This window comes from Mycobacterium sp. (genome assembly GCF_032162105.1).
In the GTDB taxonomy this organism is placed as follows: domain Bacteria; phylum Actinomycetota; class Actinomycetes; order Mycobacteriales; family Mycobacteriaceae; genus Mycobacterium.
In genome coordinates, this window is record NZ_JAVRPS010000620.1 from 1 (window position 1) to 16,041 (window position 16,041).

General features: G+C 67.1%; 16 protein-coding genes and 1 pseudogene. 8 read left to right on the plus strand and 9 right to left on the minus strand.

Annotated features, from left to right (window positions below):
• Window positions 1–346: pseudogene (locus tag QOC69_RS31535) on the minus strand (cytochrome P450); the annotation flags it as partial.
• A 165-nt stretch (window positions 347–511) separates the two neighbouring features.
• On the opposite strand from QOC69_RS31535, the gene QOC69_RS31540 reads away from it, so the two are divergent.
• Complete coding sequence (locus QOC69_RS31540) at window positions 512–1,102, plus strand: TetR family transcriptional regulator (RefSeq protein ID WP_526446434.1); 591 nt, start codon at window positions 512–514, stop codon at window positions 1,100–1,102.
• Between the two features lie 12 nt (window positions 1,103–1,114).
• Here the strand turns inward: QOC69_RS31540 and QOC69_RS31545 are convergent, their stop codons facing one another.
• Both QOC69_RS31545 and QOC69_RS31550 read right to left on the minus strand, forming a co-directional pair.
• A complete protein-coding gene (locus tag QOC69_RS31545) occupies window positions 1,115–2,161 on the minus strand; it encodes a spirocyclase AveC family protein (RefSeq protein ID WP_526446435.1) in 1,047 nt (348 codons plus the stop codon).
• An 86-nt stretch (window positions 2,162–2,247) separates the two neighbouring features.
• Complete coding sequence (locus tag QOC69_RS31550; RefSeq protein WP_526446436.1) at window positions 2,248–3,420, minus strand: protein kinase family protein; 1,173 nt, start codon at window positions 3,418–3,420, stop codon at window positions 2,248–2,250.
• A 117-nt stretch (window positions 3,421–3,537) separates the two neighbouring features.
• Between QOC69_RS31550 and QOC69_RS31555 the strand changes: the two genes are divergently transcribed.
• Together QOC69_RS31555 and QOC69_RS31560 are read left to right on the plus strand one after the other, a co-directional pair.
• Window positions 3,538–4,452, plus strand: coding sequence for a hypothetical protein (locus tag QOC69_RS31555; protein WP_526446437.1), 915 nt, complete (start codon window positions 3,538–3,540; stop codon window positions 4,450–4,452).
• Window positions 4,453–4,469: 17 nt separating this feature from the next.
• Entirely contained in the window at window positions 4,470–4,622 is a 153-nt protein-coding gene (locus tag QOC69_RS31560; protein ID WP_526446438.1) for a DUF7156 family protein, read from the plus strand.
• On the opposite strand, the gene QOC69_RS31565 is transcribed toward QOC69_RS31560, so the two are convergent.
• Window positions 4,612–5,871 carry an alpha/beta hydrolase gene (locus tag QOC69_RS31565; RefSeq protein ID WP_526446439.1) on the minus strand — a complete coding sequence of 420 codons (1,260 nt, stop codon included), beginning with the start codon at window positions 5,869–5,871 and terminating at the stop codon, window positions 4,612–4,614. The two genes, QOC69_RS31560 and QOC69_RS31565, sit on opposite strands and share 11 nt — an antisense overlap.
• 93 nt (window positions 5,872–5,964) lie before the next feature.
• On the opposite strand from QOC69_RS31565, the gene QOC69_RS31570 reads away from it, so the two are divergent.
• On the plus strand, window positions 5,965–6,822 hold the full coding sequence (locus QOC69_RS31570; RefSeq protein WP_526446440.1) for a 3-carboxyethylcatechol 2,3-dioxygenase: 858 nt from the start codon (window positions 5,965–5,967) through the stop codon (window positions 6,820–6,822).
• Here the strand turns inward: QOC69_RS31570 and QOC69_RS31575 are convergent.
• A complete protein-coding gene (locus QOC69_RS31575) occupies window positions 6,791–7,885 on the minus strand; it encodes a CaiB/BaiF CoA transferase family protein (protein ID WP_526446441.1) in 1,095 nt (364 codons plus the stop codon). The genes QOC69_RS31570 and QOC69_RS31575 overlap by 32 nt on opposite strands.
• Window positions 7,886–8,002: 117 nt before the next feature.
• On the opposite strand from QOC69_RS31575, the gene QOC69_RS31580 reads away from it, so the two are divergent.
• Entirely contained in the window at window positions 8,003–9,193 is a 1,191-nt protein-coding gene (locus tag QOC69_RS31580; RefSeq protein WP_526446442.1) for a CaiB/BaiF CoA transferase family protein, read from the plus strand.
• Here QOC69_RS31580 and QOC69_RS31585 read toward each other — a convergent pair.
• From QOC69_RS31585 to QOC69_RS31595, 3 genes are read right to left on the minus strand one after another with little or no spacing between them, the layout of a single operon-like run.
• Window positions 9,180–10,526 carry a TetR/AcrR family transcriptional regulator gene (locus tag QOC69_RS31585; protein ID WP_526446443.1) on the minus strand — a complete coding sequence of 449 codons (1,347 nt, stop codon included), beginning with the start codon at window positions 10,524–10,526 and terminating at the stop codon, window positions 9,180–9,182. The genes QOC69_RS31580 and QOC69_RS31585 overlap by 14 nt on opposite strands.
• A gap of 12 nt (window positions 10,527–10,538) precedes the next feature.
• The gene (locus tag QOC69_RS31590; protein WP_526446444.1) at window positions 10,539–10,994 is read right to left on the minus strand and encodes a MaoC/PaaZ C-terminal domain-containing protein; all 456 of its coding nucleotides are present in this window, start codon (window positions 10,992–10,994) and stop codon (window positions 10,539–10,541) included.
• A gap of 10 nt (window positions 10,995–11,004) precedes the next feature.
• Window positions 11,005–11,442 (minus strand): FAS1-like dehydratase domain-containing protein, encoded by a 438-nt coding sequence (locus QOC69_RS31595; protein WP_526446445.1) that lies wholly within the window; start codon window positions 11,440–11,442, stop codon window positions 11,005–11,007.
• Between the two features lie 78 nt (window positions 11,443–11,520).
• Here QOC69_RS31595 and QOC69_RS31600 point away from each other — a divergent pair, with 78 nt between their 5' ends.
• Together QOC69_RS31600 and QOC69_RS31605 are read left to right on the plus strand one after the other, a co-directional pair.
• Window positions 11,521–12,996, plus strand: a complete 1,476-nt coding sequence (locus tag QOC69_RS31600) for an aldehyde dehydrogenase (RefSeq protein ID WP_526446446.1) — start codon at window positions 11,521–11,523, stop codon at window positions 12,994–12,996.
• A gap of 15 nt (window positions 12,997–13,011) precedes the next feature.
• Window positions 13,012–14,145 carry a Zn-dependent alcohol dehydrogenase gene (locus tag QOC69_RS31605; protein ID WP_526446447.1) on the plus strand — a complete coding sequence of 378 codons (1,134 nt, stop codon included), beginning with the start codon at window positions 13,012–13,014 and terminating at the stop codon, window positions 14,143–14,145.
• A 45-nt stretch (window positions 14,146–14,190) separates the two neighbouring features.
• Here QOC69_RS31605 and QOC69_RS31610 read toward each other — a convergent pair whose 3' ends face one another.
• Complete coding sequence (locus QOC69_RS31610; protein ID WP_526446448.1) at window positions 14,191–15,273, minus strand: Gfo/Idh/MocA family protein; 1,083 nt, start codon at window positions 15,271–15,273, stop codon at window positions 14,191–14,193.
• Between the two features lie 155 nt (window positions 15,274–15,428).
• Here QOC69_RS31610 and QOC69_RS31615 point away from each other — a divergent pair.
• Window positions 15,429–16,041, plus strand: a 613-nt coding sequence (locus QOC69_RS31615; RefSeq protein ID WP_526446449.1) for a cytochrome P450 family protein, incomplete at its 3' end; no start/stop codon positions are given.

The window sequence follows — 16,041 nt, forward strand, 5'->3', positions numbered from 1 at the left end:
CGATCAATTCACGGGCCTGCCTGCGTAGTTCGGGCTCCCGTTCGGCCATCTTCCTCGGACTGAAGAAGGGGTCCAACATGCGGCGAAACCGGGTGTGGTCCGGTGGATCGATCGCGATCGGAATCAGCGGGACGGGGCTACCTAGGCGGTCGAAGGCCCTCGCCGACGAAAAGATCTCGGGCTTCTTGGCGGCGAACTCCACTGCCGCGGCGCTGGTCAGCACGATCTCCTCACCGGAGCTCACTGCCTCACCTGCCTCCCGCAGCTCCCGCCATGCACGCGAACGGTCCTGCGCGAACGGCAGATCGTTGATGTTCATGGATCCGTTCACGGTGAGCTCGGTCATATGGGCCTGAGTCCTCCCTGGGGCTGGTGCCCGAAATGTGCAAAAGTGACAGTAAACTGTCATATATGGAAAAGTATCGTCGGCACGGCGACGGGTGTCAACGATGTGGCCGCACCGGCCGTCGTTGTAATGTCTGGATACCCGAGACGGTCGAGGAGGTGGCGGATGGCACGGGGTGACCGTTCACCGCGAAACGAACATGCGGACCGCACCCGGAACGCGCTGCTGGAAGCGGCCCTGAATCTGTTCAGCGCCAACGGCTACGACGAGACCACCACGGATCAGATCGCCGAGAGCGCAGGTGTTTCGCCGCGGACCTTCTTTCGCTACTTCCCCACCAAGGAATCGGTGCTGTTCTTCGGTGAGTACGACTTCATCAATGCCGTCAGCGGGGTGTACCTCGCCCAGCCCGAAGAGGCATCCGATTTCGAGGCGATGGCGAACTCTTTCGCGTTGCTTGCGCCTGGTCTCAAGCGGATCCGCAAGAGGATCGCGCAATATCACGAGGCCGTCGCGTCGTCACTCGTGTTGCTGGGCCGCGAGCGCAGAAACCACGAAGCCAATGCCGAGACCGTGGCCAAGGTGATCGCCGAACGGCGACATCTGCCGACACCCGACGACGAATGCCGGCTGCTCGCATCAGTCGGCATGCTCCTCATCGAAAGGGCGCTCAATCAGTGGTTGGCGACGCCGGGCCGTGCACTCGACGACATCATCCGCCAGGAGTTCTCCGCGCTGCCTGGCGTGCTGAAGTAACGCCGCCGCCAGCTACGGGTCGTCGAAGCGGGTGCCGTCGGGACAGGCCCGCGGGGTGTCCGGTCCGCAGTACTGCGTGCGCAGATAGCTCGGGTAGGTCTCGGTCGGTCCGGCGTAGAAGCCGGCGAGGTTCACCGGCAGGTCGTACACGCCGATCGCCACCACGTGCAGGAAGCCGGTGACCGCGAGCACCCGTAGCAGTCCCTTGACCCGCGGTCCAGCCCACCGCAGCGTCTCCACGCCCGACTCCACCCGGATCTGACCCTTGCGGTTGCGGAAGAACATCAGCGCTCCGCTCGAGCTGAGCACCAGCGACCAGAGAATGGGCCCGTAGATCGGTAACTGGACCGTTTGCCCGGCCCACAGCGTGGCACCGGGAATCGACGCCGGATAGGCGACCAGACCGTGGTGCACCGCGAAGATCTCGAGCGGAAACTCGATGACGTACACCGCGAGCCAGCCGCAGCAGAACGTGCGGACAGGGCCCAGCGTCGGCCAGTGGCGCCGCGCCCGACCCATCCCCCACTTGGCGACCTTGCCCATGGCCAGCGGCATCCAGATGTAGATCATCCCGATCATCAACACCGGCTCGACCATCAACCGACTGCCTGGGCTGAGCGAGCCGGGAACGTTCTCCATCCAGTTGCCGAAGTTGACCAAGCCGGCGTTGTAGAACAGCACCGGTTGGAACCAGTTGATCAGGGGGTCGTGCCACCATGCGATCGCCGACCCGATCACGACGGCGGCCTCGACGCAGAGTTGACGCTCGCGCAGGCTCTTGCGGACGACGTAGACGATCGCGCCCAGAGCCAGTATCGGGCAGGCGATCTGGAACGCGGTGATCGCCAACTGGGTGCCAGCAGGGATCGGATCGGGACCCGGATCCACCGGACTCGCGTTTCCCGACACGATCCACGAGGTGTAGACGTAGGCGGCGACGGCGACGCACACCGCGCCGACGCTCGACCAGAACAACACCGGCCGAATCGTCTTGATCGGCACCGGTTCGGCCATCGGCTCGACGCGACCGACCTCGTCGGGACTCTTGAGATCCGTCACTGCAACGCCTCCTTTGGCGACGACCTACCAAAGATGACAGTTCACTGTCACAGTGTCAACGCCCCGCGTGGGAATGCCTGCGCCGCCTACCGGTACAAACGGTTCATGAGCGCCGCGGTCTCGAGATCGTCGACGGCCGAGCATGCCCGGCGAAACGCTGCGTCGGTGTTCTGCTGCGCCTGCAGGCCCGGCCAGTTGACGGTCATCGCCGTCGCGTCCCACGCCTCAGCCGCGAAGAGCCGGTACCGCTCGAACGCGGCGTCCTGACTTGGCACCTCGTCGATCCCGCCCGCCCGCAGACCCTCCAGGTAACGGGCGATCAGCTCCCTTTCGTGGACACGACGGAGCTCGGGCTCCAGGCCGGTCGTCATCCAGTAGGACACCTCGCGGAGTCCCGGTCCTCGCCAAATCACCTGCCAATCCAGCAGGCCCGATCGACCGTCCGGCCAGGCGAACGTGTTACCCAGATGCGAGTCACCGTGCAGCAGAGTCAGTGGCCCCGACTCGAACTCGCGGTAGTACGCCTGCGTGTGACGATCGAGCGCCACCGCCACCGCGCGGACCGCCGGAGTCACCTCGGGGCGGTCCCGCCGCAACGCGCCGCGGCGACCGCGGGCGTAGAAGCGCTTCAGCACGCCGTATCCCGTTCGAGTGCTCCAGGTTCGGACCCAGGACAGCTCCCGAGTCAGCCGCGGGCTCTCCCAGAATCGCGCGTGCAGTGTGGCGAAGGCGTCGATGAGCCCTTGCGCGTGCGCGATGTCGCAGTCGTCGGCCATTGCGTAGGGGCGCCCGCCGGCGGCGACGATGTCGTCGAGCACGATCAGGAACCGTGCACCCACCCCGGCACGGGCATACCAGGCGTGCGGAGCGACTCCTTCGAGTTCGGCCGCCACCTGGTTGTAGAAGCGGACCTCGTTGACGGCCATGCCCAACGCCGCCACCATGGTGCGGTTCTTGGCAGACAGAGGAGTGCTCTTGACGAAGAGGTCGGCCGGAAGCCCCGCCGCGCGGCCTGCCGCGTTCCACTGGACGGCCAGGCGCCGGCGGTCGGTTGTGCCCGTCGTGCCGTCCAGAGGTGAAATCCGCTGCGCCACAGCGCTGGGCGTCGTATTGGTGAGTTGGTTCGTCAGCCATCCGGTCGTGACCTCCGCGGCGGACGACGCGCTTGTCCCTGGCACCTTCGGCAGGACCGCAGCCACCAGTTCGCCCGCCGCGGTGAGGTTGACTCGGGCGCTGCGCCACAGTTCGCGGGCGGTCATGTGAGCGGTGCTTCCACAGCGGCAGCCTCATTCCGGGGTAGGTGACAACCGGGCATATGGTGAACTAGGTTACACAAGTACAGAGTGAGCTGGGTTACATAGGTTTGGGGAGTAGCGATGCCTTTCGCCGCGTCGGATCTGGTGCCACCGGCAACCCTCGATCCCTCCGGGGTGTGGTTCTTCAACTGGGTCATCCCGATCGCAGGCGGCATCTTCATCGTTCTGGCGGTCGCCGATGCAATCCGCCGGCGCCGCCTGACCTGGGGATTCCTGTTCCTGTTCAACAGCCTTGCGGTGTACTGGATGGAGACCATCGGCGACTGGGGCCAGATGCTCTTCTACAGCCCCGCCTTTGCCGAACACCACCTACTCGAGTGGCTGCCGCTCAAAACGCCGAACGATCCGCTATTCATGCCATTCGCCTACGCGGTGTACTGGGGTGTGCACGCACTCCTGGTGCTGTGGCTGAGCCAATGGGTGTCCTCGAAGTTCGGTTGGAGCATGCTGAAATCCATGGTGGTGCTTGCGATTCCGGTCAATTACATCTGGGACTTCGCTGTCGAGGGCACCGCTACGGCGATGGGATGGTGGACCTACGATACCGGCATCGGGCCCGTTCTCGAGTGGGGCAACGGCGGTCGCATCACATTGCTCTGGACCATCGGCATCATGTGCGTGTGGCCCAACCTGATCGCGTACTGGGCAGGCAAACCCCCCATTCGTGGCCTGAATCATTTCGAGCGATTTTGCCGATTGGATCGCTTCACCGTTCCGAAGGCGTCGTCGCGCCCCTCCGACGACATCGCGGGTCCTGGCGAGATTGCCGTGGCCACCAAGCGGGTGCAGTTGACCAAGCAGCAACAATTCGATGACTACCTCAACTACGAGGTCACCATTCCGCGATGGCGGTTCGAGCTCATGCGGTTGGGCGCCTGGTTCATCGTCTTCCAGGTCAGCTTCTTCGTGTTTCTGGTCATCCCGCTCGTGGTGATGCGCACGGTCGCCGGTGCCGACAGCCCCTACATTCCCTGATCCGAAAGGCGCCCAGCATGAAAGACCTGCCTGCCGAGTTCTTCCTTCCGCCACAGACCGACGCTGCGCTGAGGAAGGAAACCATAAGGCTGGTCGCAGGATGCGTCGCGTTCATCGTGATCCTCGGCATCATCGTGGCGCTCACGCAGGGCATCGTCATCACGGTGTGACGTGTCTGGAGTACACCTCGGCGAGGAAGTGCTCGACTGCCACCGCGGCGTGCCCGGCGCGCGCCGAGCCGAAGGTGTCGAAGGCATGCTGAGCGAAGGGCAGCTCGGCGTAGACCACCGGTTGGGCACTGACCGCGCGAAGCCGGTCGACGAAGCTGCGGGCCTGCACCACCGGGATGAACGAGTCATTGCGGCCGTGCAATACGAAGAACGGCGGGGCGCCAGGACCGACGTGGGTGATCGGTGACGCGGCGGCGTAGACGTCGGGCACCTCGCGACGTGGCTGCTTGACAACCAGGCGTTCCACGAACGGCACCATCATCGCGTGCAGTCCCCGGTCTGTGCGAGTGAAGTCGTACACGCCGTAGAACGGGATCGCCGCCTGCACGGATGTGTCGGCATCCTCGAAGCCCGGCTGCCACCCCGTGTCGTGGGCCGTCAACGCGGCCAGCGCTGAGAGGTGCCCACCCGCCGAACCACCCGTCACCGCGACGAAGTTCGGGTCTCCCCCATACTCGGCAATGTTGGCCTTCACCCAGGCGATCGCCCGCTTCACGTCGACGATGTGGTCGGGCCACGTGTTCTTCGGGCTGAGCCGGTAGTTGACCGACACGCAGATCCATCCGAGTTCGGTCAGGTGACTCATCAACGGATGTGCCTGCCCGCGCTTGTTGCCCGTCGCCCATGCGCCGCCGGGAATCTGCACGAGAACTGGCGCGCCACCGGCGCGATCGAGGTCGGGACGGCGCCAGACATCGAGGTGGTTGGCGGTCCCGTGCGGGCCGTAGGCGATGTCCGCTTCGTGCGCATAGTCGCGGTATACCCGCGCCATTCGGATCAGACCGGGTTGCTTGGCCAGTCCGTCGCTCGACGTCGGCCGCTCCCAAAGACCTGTTGAGTCGGTACGACGATTGGTCCCCAAGCCCTCGTCCAAGGCTGCGGTCAGCGGCGAGTCGGCCCGCCTGCCCACCTGGTTCAGTCCGAGCAACCCAAGACACGAAGCGGCCCAGAGCAGTCCGGCCATGCGTCGGGACCGTGGCGGTGCGGCAGCGGCGAGTAGACCCACCGCCCCGGTCTGCGCCAACAGGGTTTGCAACGGCAACTCGGTGGCGACGACGCCGGACATCATGGCGAGCACCGAGGAATAGCCGCGGTCGGACAGCGGACGGTATCCGTTGACCGTCGCCACCGCCCCAACGACCGCAGCCGCCCCCGCAGCTCCGGTGCAGGCCTTCCGTCCGAGCGACATGTCGATCACCTTTCGTGCACAGCGGCCGAGGCGGCTTCCCGAGGGACCTCAGCCTCATCTAACATAAGTGTCACTTCTACCGGAGGTACGGACGTGACGTCAGAGCGGCTGGTTGTCTGCGCAAGCCACAGCCCTGGCAAGGAACGCGATGTCGAGCACGCCTTCGGGCTCCAGTTCCGCTCGGCGCTGGCGGCCGCGGCCGAGCGCGTGCGGCGCTTCGATCCCGACGTGGTGATGGTGTTCGGCGGAGATCATCGCCGTGCGTTCCGCCACGTGGTGCCCGCTTTTGGCGTCGCGCTGTCCGCATCGATTCTGGCCGAAGGCGGCCACCCGGCCGGCCGTCTCGACGTGCCCTCCGACCTGGCGCGACGGCTGTGCGAACACCTCCTGTCGGCCGGGTTCGACGTCGCCGCGTGCCGGGAAATCGGATTGGATCACGCGTTCGCCCAACCGGTTCGGGACCTCCTCGGCGAGCTGGCGATCAAACCGGTCATCCCGGTCCCGGTGAACTGCGCCACCGCTCCCCTTCCCACCGGACGCCGGGTTGCGGACTTCGGCGCCGAGGTCGGCCGGTTCCTCGACGGCATCGATGAGCGGGTCCTGGTGATAGGCACCGGGGGGCTGTCGCATTCGCCGCCGAGCCTGGAGGTCGACGCCTACGACCTCAGCGACGAAGACCGGGCGAGGATCATCGCCGAGGGGATGGCGGACGCGCGTACCAAGATCCGCCCCGACTGGGACACCGAAGTGCTGGACGCGATGTCGAACTGGGATGTCGCGGCGCTGACTCGACTCGTCGACACCGCGCACGAACGTGCGGGTGCGGGCGCAAACGAGGTCAGGACCTGGGTGGCCGCGGGCGCCGCGGGCGGTGGTCGGCCCGTCACACCGCTGGTCTACGAGCCGGTGCCGGAATGGATCACGGGGATGGCGGTCGCCACTTCGGCGTGACCGAGTCGGCCCGCGCAGGCACCGGCAGTGGGGCGGGCGTCCGCGAGAACAGCGGTGCGGGCGCAGGCTGGCGTACCCCGTCGACGTGGACGAACACGTTGCGCGCCTGCAACTGCGGATCGTCCATCGCTTCGGCCGCGCTCAGCACCGGGGTGACACACGCGTCGCTACCGGAGAACACCCGCGACCAGTGGTCACGGGGGTGCCGCCGGAACCGGTCCGACAGCGTATCGCGCATCGCCGACCAACCGGAGCGGTCCCGTTGCGCGCTCAGCGTGGCCGGGTCGATCTCCAGAAGCCGCAGCAGTTCGGCGAAGAACTCCGGCTCCAGCGCTCCGACGGCGACGTATCCACCATCCGCGCACTCGTAGGTGCAGTAGAACGGCGCCGAGCCGTCGAAGACGTTGGCGCCCCGCTCGTCTGACCACCGGCCATCGGCCCGCATCGCCCACAGCACATGGCCCAGTAGCGGGGCGCCGTTGACGATGGCGGCGTCGATCACCTGGCCGCGCCCGGATGCCTGCCGTTCGATCAGGGCGGCGAGCACGCCGAGCACCGCGAACAACGAGCCGCCGCCATAGTCGCCGAGCAGGTTGAGCGGAGGCGCAGGCGGGCGGTCCGCGGGACCCATTGCGTGCAGTAACCCGGTGAGGCCGATGTAGTTGATGTCGTGGCCGGCCTGGCGGGCGCGGGGGCCGGTCTGTCCCCAACCCGTGACGCGTGAATAGACCAATCCTGGATTGCGGCCGCAACATTCGTCGGGCCCAAGGCCGAGTCGTTCGGTGACGCCAGGGCGGAATCCCTCGAGGAGAACGTCCGCTCCGTCAATCAGTTCGCGGACCTGGTTGAGGTCGCCGACGTCCTTGAGATCGGCGACGACGATCCGGCGGCCGCGCAGTTGCGCACCGCCGGCCGGGCGTCCCGGGCGCTGTACCCGCATCACGTCGGCGCCAAGGTCGGCGAGCAGCATAGCGGCGTGCGGGCCGGGGCCCATGCCGGCCAGTTCGACGACCTTGACGCCCGCCAAAGGGCCGGCCGACACCGGCGGCGAGGCATCTCCCACACGGCCAGCCTAACGCCTATCTGACAGACTGTGCATATTAGAATGGCGCTTCGTTGTGGAATTCTGCACACTGATACCTTTCATCTGACATATGCGTCACTAATATGAGAGGACCCAATGACCGATGCGCCGCTGGCGGGCATCACCGTCGTGAGCCTCGAGCAAGCGGTCGCGGCGCCGTATGCGACACGGCAGCTCGCCGACCTCGGCGCGCGGGTGGTGAAGATCGAGCGCCCGCAGGGCGGTGACTTCGCTCGTGGTTATGACCATGCGGTGCACGGTGAATCGAGCTACTTCGTGTGGCTCAACCGCGGCAAGGAGTCGCTAACTCTTGACCTCAAGCATCCCGACGGCCGCCGCATCGTGCACCGTCTGCTGGAGAGTGCCGACGTGCTGGTACAGAACCTGGCGCCGGGCGCCGCGGCACGGATGGGCCTGGACGCCGACGCGGTGGCCCGCGATCATCCGCAGACCATCACCGCTACGATCAGCGGCTACGGCCAGGACGGCCCGTGGCGCGACCGCAAGGCCTACGACCTGTTGGTGCAGGCCGAGGCCGGGTTGCTGTCGGTGACGGGCTCACCAGCCGAGGTAGCGCGTACCGGCGTGTCGATCGCCGACATCGCCGCGGGCATGTTCGCCTTCTCCGGGATCCTCACCGCGCTCTACACGCGCGCGACGACCGGCGCGGTGCGGCCGGTGTCTGTGTCGTTGTTCGACGCCCTGGTGGAATGGATGTCCCAGCCGCTCTACTATGGCCGCTACGGCGGGACCCGGCCGGCACGCACGGGTGCGCGGCATCCGACGATCGCGCCGTACGGTCCCTTCACGACCGGTGACGGAGGCACGGTGCTGCTCGCCGTGCAGAACCCGCCCGAATGGCAACGGTTGTGCGAGATCGTCTTGGACAGACCGGATCTCGTCGATGATTCGCGGTTCGCCACCAACCCCGATCGGGTAACGCATCGCGACGAGTTGGAGTCGATCCTCACTGCCTCCTTCGAGCGATTGGGCGCCGAGCAGCTCGAGGAGCGGCTGCAGCGCGCCGGCGTGGCGCATGCGCGGATGAACGACGTCGCACAGCTGTGGCAGCATCCGGTGCTCGTCGGCCGCGACCGGTGGCACGAGATTCAGACCCCCGGCGGTCCTGCCGGCGCGCTGGCGCCGCCCGCTGCCCTGGCCGGCGTCGACCCGCTGATCGGTGACGTGCCCGCGCTGGGCTCACACAGTCGAAAGATCCTGCGCGAGTTGGGATATTCGGCGCAGGCGACCGACGACCTCATCGCCAAGGGTGTCACGACGGAGTAGCGCGACCAAAGAACCCGCGCCTGATGCACGTCATCAACAACTCGATGACCTGGTCGTCGCCGATCGGCTTGGGCAGATCGAGCGCAGCCTGCGGCACCCGAGTGACGAGGGCGCGCAGGATCAGTGCCGAGACCACCGGGTCGAACGGATACGCACTCGGTCCGCGGAGCAGCATCCTGGCCGCACCGATGTCCATCAGCACCTGGCCGTTCTCGCCGATGCCGACGATCGTCGGATCATCGGTGGTGCCCTCGGCCCACGCCTCGATGCAGCCGGAGTACCTGTCGTAGAACTCGACGTAGGTGGCCAGCCAGTGCTGCAGAGTCGACTCGTCGGCCACCGGATCCACATGGGTGATCCGTTCAGCGAACGCCTTTCCGGCCCCGTAGATCTCGGCGGCAACGGCGGCGAGCAGGTCTTGCTTGTCACTGAAGTACTTGTAGAAGGTGCCCCGCGCGACGTCGGCGGTCAGGACGATGTCGTCGACACTCGTGCTGCGGTACCCACGCGCGCGGAACTGGGAAGCGCCGGCGTCGGCCAGAGCGGTGACGGTCCTGACGGCACGCGTGCTCAGGGCGGCGGTGCGCTCGCTGACGGACAGCCCTTCGACGTCCGGCGCCGCGGGCACCTCGACCGCGTCGACGTCGGCCGCAGGGTTGGTGCTGGAGTGCAGACCCAGAGACGTCAGCACCGACGACGGGGTATCGGGGAACAACACCAGCTGAAGGAAGACCGACAGCGTGTCGACCGCGTCCTTCGGGCTGCGCCCGTAGGCGCGGTCGGTGTGTACGAACAGGTTGATGCGGTGCACCAGCGCGGTCATCGTCATGGCCGCGACCTCGGGATCCATACCCTGAAGGCCCGACGCGGCGAGCCGCTCGGCGACGCGGTGGTTGTAGCTGCGCACGAATCGGGTGATCTCAGGACGCACCTTGGTGTCCGACGACGCGATCGCCGTCCACTGCACGAACATCGTGGAGTACTTCTCGAACACCCAGCTCCACTCGCCCAACCACCAGTTCAGGTTGTCGAAGCCCACCTCGTCCGGTCCGAGGGGACCGATGCGCCGGGCCACCCGGAACAACGCGCTGCCGCACTCGTTGAGCAGCTCCAGGAAGATCTCGTCCTTGCCCTTGAAGTACTGATACAGCGTGGCCCGGGACACGCCGGCGGCCTTGGCGATGGCGTCGACCGACGTGTCGAAGTACCCCAGCCGGCCGAACAGCTCCAGTGAGACCTCGGTGATCCGGCTGCGCGTCGTGGCGCCGCGTGCGCCGATGGCTGGGCTGGACGGGCCGTAACTGGCCCTGCGGACGATCGAGGCTTCGGACATGGTCGTTTAAGCCTATGGCCGATCCGGGCCACCCGCGTCGCGCTGGGGCGCGTTTCGCGGGATGAGAAACTCCGCGGTGCCGGTGATCGCGACTCCGCCGGTCTGACGCTTCGCGCTCAACTCCACGCTCACCCGGTCGGCGTCCGGCTCCACGGACACGGCGGTTACGGTGCCCACGCAGGTCAGCACGTCACCGGGCCAGACCTGCTCGCGGAAGCGGACCCCGAAGCGGCGCACGTTGCGTGCGCCCAGCCAGTCGGTGGCGAACCCGGCCAGCAGCGCCGCGGAGAGCATTCCCTGAGCGAACACCGACGGATAGCCCGCGGATCGCGCGAGTTCGTCGTCGTAGTGCATGGGATTGAGGTCCCCGGACGCGCCCGCGTAGCGGACGAACATATGGCGGGTCTGCGGACCGAACTCGTGGGGCGGCGCCTGGACGCCGACGCACAGCGCGGTGGTCGCGGTCATCGTGGGGCCGTCATCGCCGCGCCGCAGTTTCGATGAACGTGGCCTTCGCTTCGGCCACCAGATCGCCTGCAGCGTCGCGGTATTCGGTGACCACCGTGGCAAAGCGCATCGTCCCGCCACGCTTGCCGGGTTTGGCGAACCGCTCGACGATCCGTTCCTGCGCTGTGAGGACCTCGCCGGCGGCAGGCAGGTCGCCATGGAAGACGAACTCCTGCTCGCCGTGCAGGAGGCGCTTGCGGTCGAAGCCCACGTTGACCCGCACGCCCGGCGGCGCCCACCGAGCGGCGCTGGTCAGAAACGTCGGCGGGATGATCGCGTCCGGACCGCGATAGGCGGGATCGTCGCACAGCATGGAGTCGGCGAATTCGGCGATCTTGCCGCGCTCGACGACCACCTCCCATGGCTGTCCCACGCTCAGGTCGGCGTCGCTGTCGGACGATGCACTCATAGTGACCAATAGTGTCAGAAAAACTTCCCCACGGAAACCGAAACCCTGCTTCACCACAAATGGGCAGCTTGTCGAAAGATGACATCAATGCCAGAATCGGTGGCTGTGACCGAGTTGGTGGGCGAGTTGGCGGCGAGCTACGTCGCAGGCAAATGGGTGACCAGCGCGCACGCCGAGACGCTGGACGTGACGTCGCCGACCACCGGCGAGGTGCTGGGCATCGTGGGTGTCGCGGGCCGTGGCGAGGTGGATGCCGCTGTGGCGGCCGCCCGCTGTGCGTTGCACTCGTGGACGCAGACCTCTCCCGCCGATCGGGGCGCCGCGCTGGGGCGGCTGGCCGACGCGCTGACCGCGCGCAAGGGCGAACTGGCCGACCTGACCACCGCCGAAATCGGGTCGCCGCGATCCTGGAGCACCTTCGGTCAGGTCATCACCGCGGCCGGGGTGCTGCGCGCGTACGCCGCCATCACTCCCGACCATCCCTTCACCGCCACCCGTCCCTCCGTGACCGGCGGCACCGTGGCTGTGCGACAGGTCCCCGTCGGCGTGGTTGGCGCGATCGTCCCGTGGAACACGCCCCTGTTCATCGCCGCATTGAAGCTCGGTCCCGCTCTGGCTGCGGGCTGCACGGTGGTGCTCAAGCCCGCGCCCGATGCGCCGCTCGAATTCGGCGTTCTGATGGAAGCGGTCGAGGAAGCCGGAATCCCCGACGGCGTGGTCAACGTCGTCAACGGCGGCGCCGCCACAGGCGAAATGCTCACCGATCATCCGGACGTGGACAAGGTCAGCTTCACCGGATCGACCGCCGTTGGGGCCAGGATCGCCGCGTCGTGCGGTTCCCGGATCCGCCGCTGCAGCACCGAACTGGGTGGCAAGTCCGCGGCCATCGTGCTGCCCGACGCACCGCTCGAGAAGACGGTGCCCGGACTGGTCAGCGGCGTGATGGGCAACAACGGCCAACTGTGCGCCGCGCTCACCCGCATCCTGCTGCCGCGCAGTCGCTACGACGAATTCGTCACCGCCCTGACCACCGCGGTGGCCGGGCTGACCGTCGGTGATCCCGCCGACCGGGCCACCGCCATCGGTCCACTGATCAACGAGGCCGCGCGCGACAAGGTGGAGGGATTCCTCCTGCGGGCCCGCGACGAGGGCGCCACCGTGCTGACCGGCGGCCAGCGACCCGACCGCCCAGGGTGGTTCGTCACCCCTGCGCTCGTCGAGGCCACCAATGACATGGAGATCGCCCGCGAAGAGGTCTTCGGACCGGTCGCGGTCGTCATCGCCTACGACGATGCAGGTCCGGATGACGCCGCGGAGGCGGTCGCCATCGCCAACGACTCGCGCTACGGGCTGGTCGGCGCGGTGTGGTCAGCCGACGAGGACCGCGCCGCGGCCGTGGCTACGCAACTGCAGGTCGGGTCGGTGGCGGTCAACTCGACCGCCGTACTCGACTTCGGCAGCCCGTTCGGCGGTTTCAAGCAGTCCGGCATCGGCCGCGAGGGCGGCCCCGAGGGCATCGCCGGCTTCGTGGAATACCAGTCCATCATCCGCTGAGCCGGAAGGGATCAAATGCAGACGCAGGCAGCGGTCCTGTTCGAACGCAACACACCGTGGTCGATCGAGACCATCGAGCTCGATGCGCCGAAGGCGACCGAAGTGCTGGTCGAACTGCACGCCTCGGGCATGTGCCACTCCGACGACCATCTCGTCACCGGCGACATGCCGATCCGACTGCCCTGCATCGGCGGGCACGAAGGCGCGGGCGTGGTGAAGGCCGTCGGCGAGCACGTGTCGTGGCTGGTGCCCGGCGACCACGTGGTGTTCAGCTTCATTCCGTCATGCGGCCGGTGCCCGTCGTGCTCGACCGGGCATCAGAGCCTTTGCGACCTCGGCGCAAAGATCTACTCGGGCATGCAGATTCACGACGGCACCGCGCGGCACCATCTCGGTGACGAGGACCTCGCGCTCGCCTGCGGCGTCGGTTCGTTCGCGCACCACACCGTCGTCCACGAGGCCAGTTGCGTCAAGATTCCGGAGCACTACAAGTTGGAGACGGCTTGCCTGCTCGGCTGCGGTTTCATCACCGGCTGGGGATCTGCCGTCTACGCAGCGGACGTAAGGCCCGGTGACACCGTGGCGGTCGCGGGCGTCGGAGGCATCGGCGCCGCGGCAGTGCAGGGCGCACGTCTGGCCGGCGCCCGCACGATCACCGTCATCGACCCGTCGGAGTACAAGCGCGAAGAGGCCGTGAAGATGGGTGCGACCCATACGGCGGCGGACTGGACGGAAGCAAAAGGCGTTGTCGCCGAAGCGACCTGGGACCGGGGCGTCGACAAGTTCATCTGCGCGATGGGCGTCGGTGACGGTCGACTGGTCGGCCAGGCCCTGGCCATGACGGCCAAGCGCGGCAGGCTGGTGGTCACCAACATCCATCCGATGCTGGAACGCGACATCCGGGCCAACCTGATGGATCTGACCTTGACCGAGAAGCAGATCATCGGAACCCTCTACGGCTCGGGCAATCCGCGCGCGGACATCCCGAAGATCCTCGAGCTGAGCAGTGCCGGACAGGTGGACCTGGACGCGATGGTCACCCGCACCTACCCGCTGGAGAAGGTCAACGACGGCTACGCCGACATGCACGCAGGTGCCAACATCCGCGGCGTGCTGGTGTATCCGCCGGCCGAGGCGGCACTCGGCTGATCGCCTCGAACGTCGTAGCCTTGAGCGCTATCTCAACGCAAGGAGCTAGGGCTGAACCGGCTCCCAGCCACCACCCGCGGCCGACCGGTGCGCGGCGTCGATCACCGCGAGCGAGAGAAGTCCGTCCTCGAACGTGGCCGCGCCGCTCGGCGCGCCGTCGAACGCAGGCAGCCAGTCCTGCAGCATCAACGCCATGGCCCGGCTGGCATGGCCAGCAAGACCTCCCGGCAACTGTTCGGGGTGCGCGGGCTCGCGTTCGTCCACCGTCAGCGGACTCAGCCCGTCGTCGGCGGCGGCGCCGAGACTATATGCCGCGGAACGCAAGTCGCCGTCGCCGATGATCGTGCCGTCGGACCCGAACAGCTCAAGGCGGTAATGGTCGGCGTGAGCGCCCATGACCGAGAGGCTCAGGATGACGGTTACCCCGGATTCCATCCGCATCAGTAACGCCGCGGTGTCGTCGGCGGTGACGTGCAGCGTCCCGCCGTCGGGCAGTTCGCGAACCGGATCGCTGGTACGGACTTCCGCGCACACCGACACCGGCCGGCCGAGCAGGCTGCACAGGAAGTCCAGGTCGTGCACCAGCATGCCCGCCAGGTATCCACCGCCCTGCTCGCGGTCGTACATCCAGTGGGCCTGAAGTGGATGGCTCGGGTGCCAGTAGGACGCGCTGCGGCTGACCCGCGCGAGGTACTGGGTGCCGAGGAATCCCGAGCGCACCCGATCCGCGACGGCCAACCAGTCCGGGTTCCACCGGTTCTCGAAGCAGCACGCCGTTGGCACGTCGGCTTCGGTGGCGGCGCGCACCATGTCGCGGGCCGCGTCGAGGTCGCCCGCGAGGGGCTTCTCGCACAGCACCGGCTTGCCCGCGGCCAGCGCCGCCAACGTCATGTCGTGATGCAGCACGGTGGGCGTCGCGACCGAGATGACGTCGAGATCGTCGCGGGTGACGAACGACTCCCAATCGGTCGAGGTCTCTTCGATGCCCAGCTTGGTGGCCACCCGTTCCAACCGCTCGGGGGTGCGCGCACAGAGCGCGACGGGCTCGAAGCCCTTCGCCGCCCGGAAGCCGGGCACCTGCACGTGTGCACCCCACCCCACGCCGATGATGCCGACCCGTACTGTCATGTGCCCTCCTCGATCCGTTGGCCCACCGGTCCCGCACTAGTGACACTAATGTTAGATTCCCGCCGAGCTCAAGGGTGCCGGTTCGACGCATTGGTAGATATGCGCCGGTACCCCAACATTGCCTAGAAGTGACATGAGTGCCAGAATCGGATGTTGTGAGCGCGACCGACATCGACGAGCAGCAGTTTGCACCGCTGATCGACTTGCAGTGGTGGCAGGAGCGCCCGGCAGACCGGACGGAGCTCTACCGGCGTCTTCGCGACGCGGGCGGACCGGTGTTCGTCCGAACCAACCGGCCCGGGTCACCGCGAGTGCGGGGGTTCTGGGCGGTCGGTTCGCACCGCGACGTCTCCGACATCAGCCGCAGGCCCGCCGACTTCAGTTCCGGTCAGGGCACCCAGATCTTCGACCAGACCGCCGAGATGCGCGAGTACCGCGGCTCCATCATCGACATGGACGATCCCGAGCACATGCGGCTGCGCAAGATCGTCTCTCGCGGCTTCACCCCCCGCATGCTCGCCGAGTTGCGCGGGCTGGCCGAGGAGACCACCGCCGAGATCCTCGACGAGATGCCGCGTTCAGGTGAATGCGACTTCGTCTCCGCCTTCGCCACGCTGCTGCCGCTGCGCATCATCGACAACATGCTCGGCGTTCCACGCGAGCACGAGCAGTTCATCCTGCGCGCGACCAACGTCGTGCTCGGCGCCTCGGACCCCGAATATGTGCCCGACCAGAGCGTCGCGGGCATCGAGGCAGCGGTCACCGACA